The organism is Nonomuraea sp. CA-143628, assembly GCF_050942315.1.
Taxonomy (GTDB): domain Bacteria; phylum Actinomycetota; class Actinomycetes; order Streptosporangiales; family Streptosporangiaceae; genus Nonomuraea.
On the sequence record NZ_CP192072.1, the window covers coordinates 5563305 to 5576508 of the forward strand.

The window sequence follows — 13204 nt, forward strand, 5'->3', positions numbered from 1 at the left end:
TGCGAGCCGGTGGTTTCCGTTAGAACTGTTGTTGGATTTCTCTGACGCGATCGGTTGCGACGTTTGGTAATCGTGCGGTAGTTTTCTGTCACAGCCGGGTGCCTGACTGAGCGCTCGGTCCCCGCCCCTGTTGGTGTCCGCATCAACGGGATAGCGTCCGGCGGGGCGGTGGCCCAAGAGGTGCACTTCCTCCAGGAGTGCGCAGTCAGGCCCCGACAACGCGGTTCTCCAACCACGGTCCGCCCGGCTTGCCGGACGGACGCGGCTTCGGCTTCCACCGGATCACTGCCCCGCCCCGGTCGGCCGCGACGAGGCTACGCCGATGTCCGCTTTACTCAGGTAAACACAGGGAACCGAAGACGCTTGATCTCAGTGGGGTAAGGCTTCGGCTCGGCGGCTCGGGTTCAGCGGGGTGAGACGAAGCCCGACTCGTAGGCGGCGATCACGGCCTGGGTGCGGTCTCGCGCACCCAGCTTCGTGAGCACGTTGCCGACGTGCGTCTTGACGGTCTCCTGGCTGACGACCAGCTCGGCGGCGATCTCGCCGTTGGACAGCCCTCTGGTCATCAGCCGCAGCACGTCACCCTCGCGGCCCGTCAGCCGTCCGATGCCGGGCACCGAGGCGGGCCGGGCGGCGGGGGACTGACGGCCGGCCAGCGTCCGGATCGCCGCAGGGAACAGCAGCGACTCCCCGGCCGCCACCAGTTTGATCGCGTGGACCAGCTCGTCGGGCCTGGTCCGCTTGAGCAGGAACCCGCTGGCGCCCGCCCGCAATGCCTCGTAGACATAGTCGTCGTTCTCGAACGTGGTGACCACCAGCACCTTGGGCGCCTCGTCCATGGCCACCAGGCGCCGGGTGGCCTGGATGCCGTCCACGGCGGGCATGCGTACGTCCATCAGGACCACGTCGGGCTGCTCGCGGCGCACCACGGGCACCACCGCGGCACCGTCACCGGCCTCGCCGACCACACTCAGCCCCGGCTCTGCGTCGATGATGACCCGCAGACCGGCCCGGATGAGGTCCTCGTCGTCGGCGATCACGACCTTGAGCGTCACGAACTCGACCGCCTGGGCGTCGACTGCAGGGGTGTCGACCGCCTGGGCGTCGACCGTGGCGGTGCCGACGGTGGCGGTGTCGACCGTGGCGGTGCCACGGGAACCGACGTGGATGTCATAAAAGCGACCGTAGCGGCAGCCGGACGGACACGCGCCAGCCGCCCTCCACCGGGCCCGCTTCCAGATCACCACGCAGCAGCCGGACACGCTCTCCCATACCGGTCACACCCCGGCCACCTGACCGGCCGCCGGGTTCTGCGCCGGATTCGGCGGCCGACCGGCCGTCCGGTCCCACGCCTGGCCGCTTGGTCTGCGCGCTCGACCGATGGGTCTGTCTGGTCTGTGCGCTTGACCGGCCACCCGGCCGTGCGCCGTTCGCGACGGTCGTGTTGGTGATCTCCAGTCTCAGGTCCTCGTCCTGTACGGCGACGGCCAGGCGTACCGGCCCCTGACCGTGTTTGATGGCGTTGGTCAGTGCTTCCTGGACGATCCGATAGGCCTCCCTGGAGACCACAGCGGGCACACCGGTCAGGTCGCCCACCTCGGGGCGCACGTCGGCGCCGGTGGCGGCGGCGAGGTCGCCGAGATCGGCCAGCGTCGCCTGCGGTGGCCCGGCCTCCGGGGGCGGGGAGCCGTCGCGCAGGACGCCGAGGACGTGGTCGAGGTCGTCGAGGGCGGCGCGGGCCGACTGCTCGATGGCCGCCAGGGCCGTCCTGGCCGTCTCCGGGTCGCGGTCGAGCACCCGTCCGGCCGCGGCGGCCTGGAGGGTGACGACGCTCAGGGCGTGGCCGACGGAGTCGTGCAGTTCGCGCGCCAGGCGATTGCGCTCGGCCAGCGTACGGGCCTGACGCTCGGCCGCGGCCAGTCGTTCGCCCGGGGTGGGGCCGAGCAGCGCGGGGGCGAGCCGGGCCAGCAGGGCGCCCCCACCGGCCGCCACCAGCACCACCGCGCCCAGCACGGCCAGCCCGAGCAGGGGCCAGCCCAGTGCCGCCCAGCCCGGCTCGACGTCGAACCCCAGCAGGCGCGCGGGCCCGCCGACGAACGGCACCGCGAACGTGAAGACCGTGAACGGAATCCCGGCCAGCGTGAACCCGCTCGCCACGCCGCCGACTCCCAGGTGGAGGGTGTACCAGGCGGTCGTGCGCCACCGTTCCTCCCACGACCGGCGCGCCTGCCTGGGCGGCGTCTCCACGCCGACGCCGAGCAGCCCTTGGGCGGCGCTCACCTCCAGCGCCCGTACTGGCAGGAACAGTCCGGTAACCGCCACCACTGGCAACACGGCCGCGAACACCCCGAGCTGGGCGGGCAGGTAGATATTGGCCGACTGGCCCCGGAGCAGGCCCGACGTCAGGACCCCGGCCATCATGTACGGCATCAGCAGCGCGCCGCCGAGGATCAGGCACGCCCATCGCCGGGGCAGGTTCCATCTCACACTCGCGATTGTATGTCGATGGTTATTCGCTCTCGGTGGAATGCGCCTTTAGAGAAATGCGCCCCCAGCGAAAAGGAGCTGGAATTCCGGCGGTCCGGGTCTAGCGTCGTTGAATAGTTCGAGAGAAAGGCGATTCCATGACGGAGACCCAGCGTGCGGCCTGGCCTGACCAGGTGAGCCAGCGCCTGCTGAAGGAGCGCATACTCGTTCTCGGCCAGGAGGTCGACGACGAGATATGCAATCGGCTGTGCGGCGAGCTCCTTTTGCTGGCGGCCGAGGATCCGAATCGGGACATAACTCTTTACATCAATTCGCCCGGCGGATCGGTGACCGCGGGGATGGCTCTTTACGACATGATGCAGTTCGTCCCGTGCGACGTCGCGACGGTCGCGATGGGCTTCGCCGCCTCCATGGGGCAGTTGCTGCTGTGCGCCGGCGCCCCTGGCAAGCGCTACGCGCTGCCCAACGCGCGGATCGTCATGCACCAGCCGCTCGGCGGCATCGGCGGCTCGGCCAGCGACATCCAGATCCAGGCCGAGAGCCTGCTCTACACCAAGCGCAGGCTGGCCGAGATCATCGCTCAGCACACCGGCCGGCCGCTGGAGCAGATCCAGGCCGACTCCGACCGCGACCGTTGGTTCACCGCGCAGGAGGCGCTCGAATACGGATTCGTCGACCACCTGGCCGAGGGGATGAACTGACATGAGCGGACGTTACGTGCTGCCCTCGTTCACCGAGCGCACCTCTTACGGCATCAAGGAGATGAACCCGTACAACAAGCTGTTCGAGGACCGGATCATCTTCTTGGGCACGCCGATCGACGACACGAGCGCCAACGACGTGATGGCGCAGCTGCTGACGCTGGAGTCGCTCGACCCCGACCAGGACATCAACATGTACATCAACTCGCCGGGCGGCTCGTTCACCGCCATGACGGCGATCTACGACACGATGCAGTTCGTCCGGCCGGAGATCCAGACCGTCTGCATCGGCGAGGCGTCCTCGGCCGCCGCGGTCCTGCTGGCGGCGGGCACGCCGGGCAAGCGCGCCGCCCTGCCGCACGCCCGCGTCCTGTTGCACCAGCCCGCCACCGAGGGCGGCCGGGGTCAGTCGAGCGACATGGAGATCCACGCCATGGAGATCCTGCGCATGCGCGACCAGCAGGAGGCCATGCTGGCCCGGCACACGGGCAGGACGGAGCTGGAGATCAGGAAGGACATCGAGCGGGACCGGATCTTCACGGCCGAGCAGGCGCGCTCCTATCACCTGATCGACGACATCTACGCCTCCCGGAAACGGACACTGACCACCACCCGCTGAAGCGCGGAACCGGACGCCGGCCGCAACGTCGGCTGAAGGGCGGATACGGCTACTGGCAGTTGTCCGCTGAAGCTGGGCGACGATGAGGATCTGCGGGGCGGCCTGCTTGAGCCGGGTGTGTAGCGGCCGCCCCGAGCCCTTCGGGGCAAAGGGGCATCCCTCCTGTCCGACCACTAAAGCGGGACATATACGCTTCTGGCGGTTCTCGGGGGAAATCGGGGGAGTGGCGTGCCGCTGGAGCATGTGGTGCTGGTGTTGGCGGCTGCCCTGTGCGCGGGCTGGGTCGACGCCGTCGTGGGTGGTGGCGGGCTGGTGCAGCTGCCCGCGGTGATGGTGACGGGCATACCGCCCGTGCAAGCGATGGCCACCAACAAGCTCTCCTCGGTCTTCGGCACCGCCTCGGCCGCCATGACCTACGCGCGCACCACGAAGCTGGACCGGGCGGTCGCGCTGCCCGGCGTGGGGCTGGCCGTGGTCAGCGCCGGGCTGGGCGCCCTGGCCGCGGCCGCGATCTCGGCCGAGGTGCTGCGCCCCGCCGTGATGGTGGTGCTGGTCGGCGTGGCCGCCTTCGTGACGCTGCGTCCGGCGATGGGCTCGGTGCCGCAGCCCCATCTGCGGACGAACGGCCGCGTCGTGGCGGCCGTGATGGTCGCGGGCGTGGGCATCGCCTTCTACGACGGCATCATGGGGCCGGGTACGGGGACGTTCCTGATCATCGCGTTCACCACGATCCTCGGGCTCGACTTCGTGTCGGCCTCCGCGTCGGCGAAGATCATCAATACCGGGACCAACCTGGGCGCGCTGTTCGTGTTCGGCTGGCAGGGGCACCTGCTGTGGGGGCTGGGCCTGGGGATGGCCGTCTGCAACGTGGCGGGCGCGCAGCTGGGTGCCCGCATGGCGCTCAAGCGCGGCACGGGCTTCGTCCGCGTCGTGCTGTTGTGCGTGGTGGTGGCCATGGTGATCAGGCTGGGCTGGCAGCAGTTCGGCTAGGGTCCGACTCGACCGGTCAGGACCTGGACGTGTCCGGCTGGGACCCGACCGGCTGGGCCTCCACCGCTGGGCCCCGGCCGGCTACGATCCGACCGGCTCGGTCGTACGAGTGCGCAGCGCGGTCGCGGCCAGCGCCACGAACGCGGCCAGCAGCGCCGGCACGGCCAGTGCCCGAGGCAGCCCGGAGAGTTCGGCGATGCCCCCGATGAGCACCGGCCCGGACAGGAATCCCAGGTAGCCGATGCTCGCCACCCTCGCCAGCGCCCGCCCCGCGAACGCCGGGTCACGATGCCCGGCGGCGGAGAACACCTGCGGCACGATGCACGACAACCCCGCCCCGAAGCACCCGAACCCGGCCACCGCCGCCACCGGATGCCCGATCGTCAGGGCCAGTCCCAGCCCGGCGGCGGCCAGCAGCCCGCACCCGCGCACCAGCGCAACCGGCCCGAAGCGGGCGGCCAGCCGGTCCCCGGCCAGGCGTCCGGCCGTCATCATGATGGAGAACGCCGCATATCCCGCCGCCGCGAACCCCGCGGACGCGGCCAGGTCCTCCCGCAGGTAGACCGAGCTCCAGTCGGCCGCCGCGCCCTCGCCCACCAGGCAGCAGAAGGCCAGCACGCCGAGGAAGAGGATGCCCTTGGGCAGTCCCGGGCGTACCCCGTCTGTCGAGATCACCGGGGCGGGGCGGGAGCGTAGCGCCCAGGCCGCCGCCCACGCGGCCAGGAGCGCGATCACCGCTCCGACGGACAGGAAGGTGACGGCGGGGGAGAGCGCCAGGTGCGCGAACAGGCCGCCGGCCGCGGCGCCGGCGAACCCGCCGATGCTGAACACCGCGTGGAACGACGACATGATCGGCCGCCCCCAAGCGCGTTCCACCTCCACCGCGTTGGCGTTCATCGAGACGTCCAGCACCCCGTGCACCACACCGAACCCGAACAGTGCCGCGGCCAGCGTGCCCAGGTTGGCGGCGTAGGCGGGCAGGACGAGCACGACTCCTTGGAGCAGCGCGGCCGGGATCATGACGCGGCTGCTGCCGTAGCGGTCGACGAGGCGGCCGACCGCCTGCATGCCCACCACGGCTCCGGCGGCGATGGCCAGCAGTGCCAGGCTCAGCCGCCCGTCGCTCAGCCCGAGGCTCTCCTTGATGGCCGGAATCCGGGCCGTCCAGGTGCCCACGGCGGCCCCGGCGAGGAAGAACAGCAGATAAACGGCTACCCGGGCGCGTTTCACGGCGACTCCTGTACGAGACGGACGGCTACCCGGGCTTTAACGGCGAGACGGATGGCGACCCCGGAACGCTTCACTGGGACTCCTGGACGAGGCGGACGGCGACCCCGGCGGCCGCCAGGGCGTCGTGCTGCTCACGCGGAATGCCGTCGTCGGTCACCACCACGTCGAGCCGCGAGATCGGGCAGACCGCGCCGAACGCCGTCCTGGCGAACTTGCCCGAGTCGCACGCCACGATCACCCGCCTGGCGGCGGCGATGGCGGCCTGCTTGACGGCCACCTCCGGCAGGTCGTGGGCGGTCAGCCCGTGCTCGGCGGACAGTCCGCAGCAGCCGATCACCGCCGTGTCGAAGCGCAGGGCCTTGATGGAGGTCTCGGTCAGGGGGCCCATGAAGTTCAGCTCGCCCTGCCGTACCTCTCCGCCGGGCAGCACCAGACGTACGCGTGGCGCCGCGGCCAGCAGTGACACCGACTGGAGCGCCAGCGGCAGCACGGTGAGCCGGCGGTCCAGCAGCGCGCGCGCCACTTCCAGCGCGGTCGTGCCGCCGTCGAGCAGCACCGCCTCGCCGTCGGCGATCAGCCCGGCCACCTCGGCGCCGATCCGCTGCTTGGTCTCCACCGCCTCGCGCTCCCGCACGCCGAACGGCGGCTCCTCGCCGCGCAGCAGCAGCGACAGAGCGCCGCCCCTGACCCGGCGGAGCACGCCCTGCTGGGCCAGCTCGTCCAGGTCGCGGCGGATCGTCATCTCCGACACGCCGTGCTCGGCGGCCAGTTCGGCGACCGAGACGCTGTCGTGGGTGCGGAGGGCGTTCATGATGGACATCACACGTTCCATGTGTTCATACAAACACGAATAATGTGCGCAATACAATGGGGACCATGCGCGCCAGCCGTCTGCTCTCCCTCCTGCTGCTCCTGCAGGCGCGCGGCCGGATGACCGCCACCGACCTGGCCGCGGAGCTGGAGGTGTCGGTCAGGACCGTCTATCGCGACGTCGAGGCGCTGTCGGCCGCCGGCGTTCCGGTCTACGCCGATCGCGGCCCGGCGGGCGGTTACCAACTGCTCGACGGCTACCGCACCCGGCTGACCGGGCTGACGGCCGAGGAGGCGTCGTCGCTGTTCCTGGCCGGCCTTCCCGGGCCCGCGGCCGAGCTGGGGCTGTCGGAGGTGGTGGCGAGCGCGGAGCTGAAACTGCTGGCCGCGCTGCCGCCCGAGCCGCGCTCGCACGCCTCCCGGATGCGCGAGCGCTTCCTAATGGACGTACCCGGCTGGTATCGCGACGCGGACGACGTGCCGCACCTCAGCGAGGTGGCCGCGGCGGTCTGGGAGCAGCGGCGGCTGCGGATGACCTACCGGCGCTGGGGCCGGCAGGACGTCGAGCGGGAGGTGAACCCCTACGGGCTCGTGCTCAAGGGCGGCTCCTGGTATTTGATCGCCGCCCCCGACGGGCAGAGGCCGCGCACCTACCGGGTGGCGCGCATTCTGACGCTGGAGACCCTGCCCGGCGGGTTCGACCGGCCCAAGGGCTTCGACCTCGGCGATTTCTGGCAGGACTATTCGCGCGAGTTCCGCGAACGCATGTACACCGCCGAGGCCGTCATCAAGGTCGCCCCCGGCACCGACAGCCTGCTCGCGTACACGATGGGCAACGACGTCGTCACCGCCGCCCTGGCCGAGGGCGGCGAGCCCGACGCGGAGGGCTGGCGCACGCTCACCGTACCGATCGAGTCGCTCACGCACGCCCGCTGGCTCCTGCTGCGGCTCGGGGCGAGCGTCGAGGTGCTCGGACCGCCCGAACTGCGCGCGCTGATGGCCGAGGCGATCGCGGAGCTCGGAAAAATCTACGGCTGAATCCGGGCATTTCTGCCACGATGCCCCACATGTATCTCATCGCATTCGTTGGCGCGTGCATCTTGGTGGCGATGGTTCCCGGGGTGAGTACCGCGATCATTCTCAGACAGACCCTGCGGGCCGGGCGCGGTTCCGGCCTGGCCGCCACTCTGGGCAACGAGGCCGGCATCCTCATCTGGGGGCTGGCCGCCGCGTTCGGCCTGTCGGCGCTGGTGCTGGCCTCGCAGGTGGCCTACGACGTGATGCGCGTCGCGGGCGCGGTCCTGCTGGTCGTGATGGGCGCGCAGTCGCTCTGGCAGGCCCGCCGCAAGGACGCGCCGCCGGTCGAGGTGGACGCGGTCAGCGGGCGGCGCAGGTCGTTCCTGGCCGGATTCGGGACCTGCCTGGCCAATCCGAAGGCGGCGGTGTTCGCGATGTCGTTCCTGCCGCAGTTCGTGCCCCGCGGGCAGAACGTCCCGCTCACCCTGGTCACGCTCGCCGTCGTCTGGGTGCTCGTGGACCTGCTCTGGTACGGCCTGCTCATCTGGACCGTCGCCAAGGCCAAGGCGTTCCTCGGCCGCCCAGCGGTCAGGCGGCGGCTGGAGCAGATCTCCGGCGTCGTCCTCATCGGCCTCGGCCTGAGGCTCGTCCTGGATTCGCGATGAGCGGCCGCTGGACTTACGTTAAGGGCATGACGAACGACCTCGCGACGCTGATGCGGCAGGCGCAGGACGAGGATCCGCTGCGGGCGCTGCAGGCCACCACTGCCTTGCGGCACGAACTCGAGCGCATGGAGGCGGTGCAGGTGCGCCGGGCCAGGGTGGCCGGGCTGCCGTGGGCGCAGATCGCCAACGCGATCGGGGTGAGCAAGCAGGCCGTGCACAAGAAGTACGGCAGGGGCTAGCGTTCGCGCCATTTGTCGAGGAGCTGGGGCAGCTCTCGCTCCACGAACTCGAAGTAGTCGCGCATTCTGGCCAGGTTCGCCCCGGCCACGGTGCCGTCGCCGCCGACCGCCTCGACCGCGGCCGACGCCTCGCCGGTGATCTGCCGGAAGATCGGCATCTTGGTCAGCGTGAGCTCGTACCAGGCGTCGTCGGGCAGGCGGTAGACGTCGCGGCGGGATCCGGGCACCGGCTCGCGCACCACCAGGTGCATCTGCGTGAGCAGACGCACCGCGCCGGAGATGGCGGCCGGGCTGACGCCGAGCCGCTCACCGAGCTCGGCGGCCGTCAGCGTCCGCTCCTCGGCCGCCATCATTGTGAACAGCACCCGCGCGGCCATGGGCGGCAAGCCCCAGTCGGAGAAGATCCGCGCCATCCGCTCGACCGTGTGGCGCACGGCCTCCTCGTCACGACTCACAGGCGGATTCTACGGGCTTCACAAACGGGCGAAACTTCCGGCGTGTTCGCGCAGGGTGAGGGCGGCCGGTGTTCGCGCAGGGTCAGGGCGGCCGCACCTGCACCGACGACCAGGGCACCGAGATCGGCATCTGGCAGTCCGCGCCCGGCTTCTGACCGGGCGGGCCGCTCGGGGAGGGTGCGCCCGTCAGTCGGGGACCTTCACGGTGGCGATGCCGAGCGTGCTGGTCATCGGGAGGATGCCCGCCTCGAAGACGGCTCCCAGAACGGGCTGGATGAGCTGAGCCAGCCGATCGGCGCGCTGCTCGCCCAGCTGCCGCCACGGCTCGGCGGCCAGGTCGTCGGTCATCCGCTCGACCTGGTCGCGCAGCGCCCGGCCCTGGTCGGTGGCCTGGCCCTCGGCGTCCACCAGGCCGCGCCCGGCCAGCCGGTCCTGGGCGGCGGCCCACTCGCTCTCACTCCAGCCGCGCCCGGCGAAGTTGGCCACCGGGGCGCCGCCTATCGCGGCCAAGGAGACCAGCGACTCGCACGGGTCCAGCTCCGCCGCCTGCAGCGCCACCAGGTGTCCGTCGCCGCGGTGCTCACGCAGCACGGTGGCGGCGTGCCAGAGCGCCAGGTGCGGCTCATCGGGCCAGGGCAGGTCCAGGTTGGCCGCGGCGAACGGCCGTCCGCCCACCGTCACGCTCTCCGCCACCCGCCGGGCCAGCTCGGCGGCCTCGCCGAGCGCCTCGACCCCGTCGCCGAGCAGGGTCCGATAGGTACGGTCCACGGCCCGATGGCGGGCCGGCAGCACCTCCGCGGGACTGGCGGTGTCCCAGACGGCCGGAACATGTTCGGCGATCGTCCGCGGGCTGAAGCTGTAATAGGTGGCGAAGGCCAGGTTCGTGCCCGCGTGGCCCAAGGGCGCGGTGCGGTAGGCGAAGTAGCTCGGCCAGCGCGACTCCACGTCGTAGCCGATCGCCGCCGCCTCCTCGAAGGCCTGCGGGGAGAAGTACAGCGCCGCGTGGATCGGCTCCAACTGGTGCCACATGCGCCGGGCGAGTCTGCCATCGATGGACATGCCGATTCCTCACTGTCTAGGTAAGCTACGGCAGTGACGATAGACTCCTGGCGCATCACTGGTCAATCGCAAATAGACAGTTATGTTGGCCGGTGGGTGGAGCTCGCCGTCCTCCTGGTGAACGCACTGGCCGTGGGCGAGGCGCATGGGCGCGACCTTGAGCCGCCGGGCGACGGGGCCGCGCGCCATGCCGCCGTACTCGATGCCACGGCCCGCCTGGAGCGGCCGCCCGCCGGGGCGCCGACCGCGGCCGACGCCGACCACCTGGCGGCGGTGGCCGCCGAGCTGCGGCCCGTCTTCGGCGGCGGTCCCGACTCCGTCGCGTCGCTCAACGCGCTGCTGGTACGGTACGCGGCCGTCGCCCACCTGAGCGGAGAGCCGCCCATGCTGGCCTTCCACCAGCCGGGAGCCTCACTGGTCGACGCGTGGGTCGCCGACATCGGCACGGCGCTGGCCATGGTGATCGGGGTGGGGCAGGGGGTACGGCTCCGGTCGTGCGAGGCGGAGGGGTGCTCGCTGGTCTTCTTCGACGTGACGCGTAACGCCTCGCGGCGGTTCTGCGGGCTGTCGTGCCAGAACCGCGCCAAGGCCAGCGCGTATCGGGCCCGGCGGCGGGCCTAGGGCGGCCATGGTTTTCCGGGTGGTTCGTCACGCAACCGGGCTCCATCCGTGTGACGGTCCGTGGTGGCTGGTGTCCTTTTGGAGGGATGCCCCCTTCGGGGGGAGAGGGCGGTCCGTGCGTGGCGGGGAGACTATCGGCGGTTGAGTGCGAGAGGTAGCACGACGTGGTCCACGAGTCGCCGGGCCAGCTCGCTGTCGACGGGCTCGCCGCTCACCAGCGCCCGGAAGAACAGGACCGCCGGGCCCACCTGCCACAGCAGGTCGGTGTCGGCACTGCGGGACAGCTCGCCCCTGGTCCAGGCCCGCTCGAACACCTCCAGCGTCAACCGGCGGCGCGTCGCGACGTAGTTCTGCTGCACCGCGCGTGCCAGGTCGGCGTTGTGCAGGATCTCCCCGACCAGCCCGGCGACGACGTCGCCCAGCCGGGCCAGCTCGCCCACCAGCGACTCCATCAGCCCGAGCAGATCGGCCCGCAGCTCACCCGTGTCGGGCGCCACCGGCGTGGTGGAGACGGCGTTGACGAATGCCGCGACCACCAATTCCGCCTTGGACGGCCAGCGCCGGTAGACGGTGTGCTTGCCCGCCTTCGCGCGTGCGGCCACGGCGTCGATGGTCAGCCGGTCGTAGCCGGTTTCGCGCAGCACATCGAGCACGACGCCGAGTAGTTCGGCCTCGCGCGCCGGCCCGCCCCGCAAGGGCGTCACGGACATGACTTCAAGAGTAGGCGTCAGCGCTGCCAGACTGTCAGATCCATAGTGATGTAGTTGCTGTCACCCTCGCTGACCTTCGTCACCTTGACGAGACCGATCGTGCTCTGGCCGAAGACGCACACGAGTCTGCCTTTGGCCTGGTCGACGTCGTAGTAGTCCATGTATTTGGTGTTGTCGACACACGCTTGGAAGGTGCCGATCTGCCCGGAGTCGAGCACGGCCATCTTGTCCGCTCTGAGGCCGGAGGAGCTGTATCCGACGTCGCCGTCGTTCTCCGTCGGGTGAGTGGGGTCGTCGGTGAAGTTGACCTCGTAGTAGCGGGTCACGTTGATGCCCTTGTACGTGCCGAGCAGCGTCCCGGCTTTCGCCCCGGCCACTGAGCCTTCGGTCGCCGTGCCCTCGGGACTCGGCGTGCTCTCACCGGTGTCAGGGGAGGGCCCGGTGGTGGCCGTAGTCGCCGGTGCCTGTTGGGTGACCGTGACGGTCGTGGCGGGCTGGGCGAGCGGAGTGCCGTCGGCGGCGCCCGGCCTGATCAGCATGGCCGTGGCGGTCGCCGCGACCACCGCGGCGGCCACGGCCGCACCCGCCACGACGCCGAGCCCGAACGTCCGCCGCGTGCGGGCCGGGGGAGGCGAGGGCGGGGCCGCGTAGGCGGGCAGGGCGTGCGTGAGAGGCGGCGGCAGCCACTCGGGCCCAGGGCCGGGCTGCGCGTAGCGTTCGAGCTCGGCGACCAGGGCGCGTGGCGTCGGCCGGTGCGCGGGGTCCTTGGCCAGGCAGCGGGCGATCAGGTCGCGCAGCTCCGGCGGACAGCCGTCGAGCTGCGGCTCGTCATGCACCACACGGTAGAGCACCGCCGGGTCGGGGCCCTCGCCGAACGGCGTACGGCCCGTCGCCGCGAACAGCGCCAGACCTCCCAGCGCGAACACGTCGACCGGCGGCGCGGCAGGATGCCCGAGCGCCTGCTCGGGAGCCATGAACAGCGGCGTGCCGATGCGGATGCCCGTGCCGGTCAGCGGGGTCGCGTCGACGGCCTTGGCGATGCCGAAGTCGATGACGCGGGGGCCCTCGGGGGACAGCAGTACGTTCGAGGGCTTGAGGTCGCGGTGCACCACCTGCACGGTGTGGATGGCCTGCAACGCCTCCGCCACGCCGCAGACCATGGTCAGGACCGTCTGAGGCGGGAGCGGGCCGTGCTGGGCGACGGCCTTGTCCAGCGAGGGCCCGGGTACGTAGGCGGTGGCCAGCCAGGGCGTCCTGGAATGGGGATCGGCGTCGACGACCGGCGCGGTGTAGAGGCTCTGCACCCGCAGAACCGCGGCGACCTCCTGCTGGAACCGCCTCCGGAACTCGGGATCGCCGGTGTATTCGGCACGGATCACCTTGACGGCCAGGAGCCTGCCGCTCTGGGTGCTGGCGAGGTAGACCTGCCCCATGCCACCGGCTCCCAGTCGCGCCACCAGGCGATAGCCGCCGATCTCGGGAGGGTCTTCAGGGGCGAGGGGTGTGAAGGGGGGATTCACCATCGCACTTTACCACGCTAATAAATCTACAATGTAAAGGCCAACGCCGCTCGCCGATGCCGCGCGGAAGACGGCCAGCGT

The 13204-nt window shown here is 71.0% G+C and carries 15 protein-coding genes; 7 read left to right on the top strand and 8 right to left on the bottom strand.

Translation table 11 applies throughout. The features are described 5' to 3' along the window. Positions 1-404: 404 nt before the first annotated feature. Complete coding sequence (locus tag ACQP2T_RS25455) at positions 405-1244, bottom strand: response regulator (protein ID WP_433518543.1); 840 nt, start codon at positions 1242-1244, stop codon at positions 405-407. Then, positions 1171-2487, bottom strand: coding sequence for a sensor histidine kinase (locus ACQP2T_RS25460; protein WP_433518544.1), 1317 nt, complete (start codon positions 2485-2487; stop codon positions 1171-1173). Before ACQP2T_RS25460 ends, ACQP2T_RS25455 begins: the two co-directional genes overlap by 74 nt. A gap of 137 nt (positions 2488-2624) precedes the next feature. On the opposite strand from ACQP2T_RS25460, the gene ACQP2T_RS25465 reads away from it, so the two are divergent. The 3 genes from ACQP2T_RS25465 (at position 2625) to ACQP2T_RS25475 (ending at position 4797) form a co-directional block, all read left to right on the top strand. Then, positions 2625-3188 carry a ClpP family protease gene (locus ACQP2T_RS25465; RefSeq protein ID WP_357951824.1) on the top strand — a complete coding sequence of 188 codons (564 nt, stop codon included), beginning with the start codon at positions 2625-2627 and terminating at the stop codon, positions 3186-3188. Between the two features lies 1 nt (position 3189). Further along, the gene (locus tag ACQP2T_RS25470; RefSeq protein ID WP_433518545.1) at positions 3190-3807 is read left to right on the top strand and encodes an ATP-dependent Clp protease proteolytic subunit; all 618 of its coding nucleotides are present in this window, start codon (positions 3190-3192) and stop codon (positions 3805-3807) included. Between the two features lie 228 nt (positions 3808-4035). Then, positions 4036-4797 carry a TSUP family transporter gene (locus ACQP2T_RS25475; RefSeq protein WP_433518546.1) on the top strand — a complete coding sequence of 254 codons (762 nt, stop codon included), beginning with the start codon at positions 4036-4038 and terminating at the stop codon, positions 4795-4797. A gap of 81 nt (positions 4798-4878) precedes the next feature. Here the strand turns inward: ACQP2T_RS25475 and ACQP2T_RS25480 are convergent, their stop codons facing one another. Together ACQP2T_RS25480 and ACQP2T_RS25485 are read right to left on the bottom strand one after the other, a co-directional pair. Further along, positions 4879-6027, bottom strand: a complete 1149-nt coding sequence (locus ACQP2T_RS25480; protein ID WP_433518547.1) for an MFS transporter — start codon at positions 6025-6027, stop codon at positions 4879-4881. A gap of 70 nt (positions 6028-6097) precedes the next feature. Further along, positions 6098-6847 (bottom strand): DeoR/GlpR family DNA-binding transcription regulator, encoded by a 750-nt coding sequence (locus tag ACQP2T_RS25485; protein ID WP_358186136.1) that lies wholly within the window; start codon positions 6845-6847, stop codon positions 6098-6100. 56 nt (positions 6848-6903) lie between these two features. On the opposite strand from ACQP2T_RS25485, the gene ACQP2T_RS25490 reads away from it, so the two are divergent. From ACQP2T_RS25490 to ACQP2T_RS25500, 3 genes are all read left to right on the top strand, one after another. Continuing rightward, complete coding sequence (locus ACQP2T_RS25490) at positions 6904-7875, top strand: helix-turn-helix transcriptional regulator (RefSeq protein WP_433518548.1); 972 nt, start codon at positions 6904-6906, stop codon at positions 7873-7875. Positions 7876-7958: 83 nt separating this feature from the next. Then, positions 7959-8519, top strand: coding sequence for a LysE family translocator (locus ACQP2T_RS25495; RefSeq protein WP_433518549.1), 561 nt, complete (start codon positions 7959-7961; stop codon positions 8517-8519). A 26-nt stretch (positions 8520-8545) separates the two neighbouring features. Further along, positions 8546-8758 carry a hypothetical protein gene (locus ACQP2T_RS25500; RefSeq protein ID WP_225291204.1) on the top strand — a complete coding sequence of 71 codons (213 nt, stop codon included), beginning with the start codon at positions 8546-8548 and terminating at the stop codon, positions 8756-8758. Here the strand turns inward: ACQP2T_RS25500 and ACQP2T_RS25505 are convergent. Both ACQP2T_RS25505 and ACQP2T_RS25510 read right to left on the bottom strand, forming a co-directional pair. Next, entirely contained in the window at positions 8755-9213 is a 459-nt protein-coding gene (locus ACQP2T_RS25505; RefSeq protein ID WP_433518550.1) for a GbsR/MarR family transcriptional regulator, read from the bottom strand. The two genes, ACQP2T_RS25500 and ACQP2T_RS25505, sit on opposite strands and share 4 nt — an antisense overlap. A 186-nt stretch (positions 9214-9399) precedes the next feature. Then, the gene (locus ACQP2T_RS25510) at positions 9400-10272 is read right to left on the bottom strand and encodes an SCO6745 family protein (protein WP_433518551.1); all 873 of its coding nucleotides are present in this window, start codon (positions 10270-10272) and stop codon (positions 9400-9402) included. A 96-nt stretch (positions 10273-10368) separates the two neighbouring features. On the opposite strand from ACQP2T_RS25510, the gene ACQP2T_RS25515 reads away from it, so the two are divergent. After that, positions 10369-10893: a CGNR zinc finger domain-containing protein gene (locus ACQP2T_RS25515; RefSeq protein ID WP_433518552.1), complete on the top strand. Its 525-nt coding sequence runs from the start codon at positions 10369-10371 to the stop codon at positions 10891-10893. 131 nt (positions 10894-11024) lie between these two features. Here the strand turns inward: ACQP2T_RS25515 and ACQP2T_RS25520 are convergent, their stop codons facing one another. Together ACQP2T_RS25520 and ACQP2T_RS25525 are read right to left on the bottom strand one after the other, a co-directional pair. Further along, complete coding sequence (locus ACQP2T_RS25520; protein WP_433518553.1) at positions 11025-11603, bottom strand: TetR/AcrR family transcriptional regulator; 579 nt, start codon at positions 11601-11603, stop codon at positions 11025-11027. Between the two features lie 17 nt (positions 11604-11620). Further along, a complete protein-coding gene (locus tag ACQP2T_RS25525; RefSeq protein WP_433518554.1) occupies positions 11621-13126 on the bottom strand; it encodes a serine/threonine-protein kinase in 1506 nt (501 codons plus the stop codon). Positions 13127-13204: the final 78 nt, after the last annotated feature.

Coding starts and splice junctions, on each gene's coding strand:
- ACQP2T_RS25510 (WP_433518551.1), bottom strand. CDS start 10,272: ATGTCCATCGATGGCAGACTCGCCCGGCGCATGTGGCACCAGTTGGAG.
- ACQP2T_RS25485 (WP_358186136.1), bottom strand. CDS start 6,847: ATGTCCATCATGAACGCCCTCCGCACCCACGACAGCGTCTCGGTCGCC.
- ACQP2T_RS25520 (WP_433518553.1), bottom strand. CDS start 11,603: ATGTCCGTGACGCCCTTGCGGGGCGGGCCGGCGCGCGAGGCCGAACTA.
- ACQP2T_RS25490 (WP_433518548.1), top strand. CDS start 6,904: ATGCGCGCCAGCCGTCTGCTCTCCCTCCTGCTGCTCCTGCAGGCGCGC.
- ACQP2T_RS25465 (WP_357951824.1), top strand. CDS start 2,625: ATGACGGAGACCCAGCGTGCGGCCTGGCCTGACCAGGTGAGCCAGCGC.
- ACQP2T_RS25525 (WP_433518554.1), bottom strand. CDS start 13,126: ATGGTGAATCCCCCCTTCACACCCCTCGCCCCTGAAGACCCTCCCGAG.
- ACQP2T_RS25500 (WP_225291204.1), top strand. CDS start 8,546: ATGACGAACGACCTCGCGACGCTGATGCGGCAGGCGCAGGACGAGGAT.
- ACQP2T_RS25470 (WP_433518545.1), top strand. CDS start 3,190: ATGAGCGGACGTTACGTGCTGCCCTCGTTCACCGAGCGCACCTCTTAC.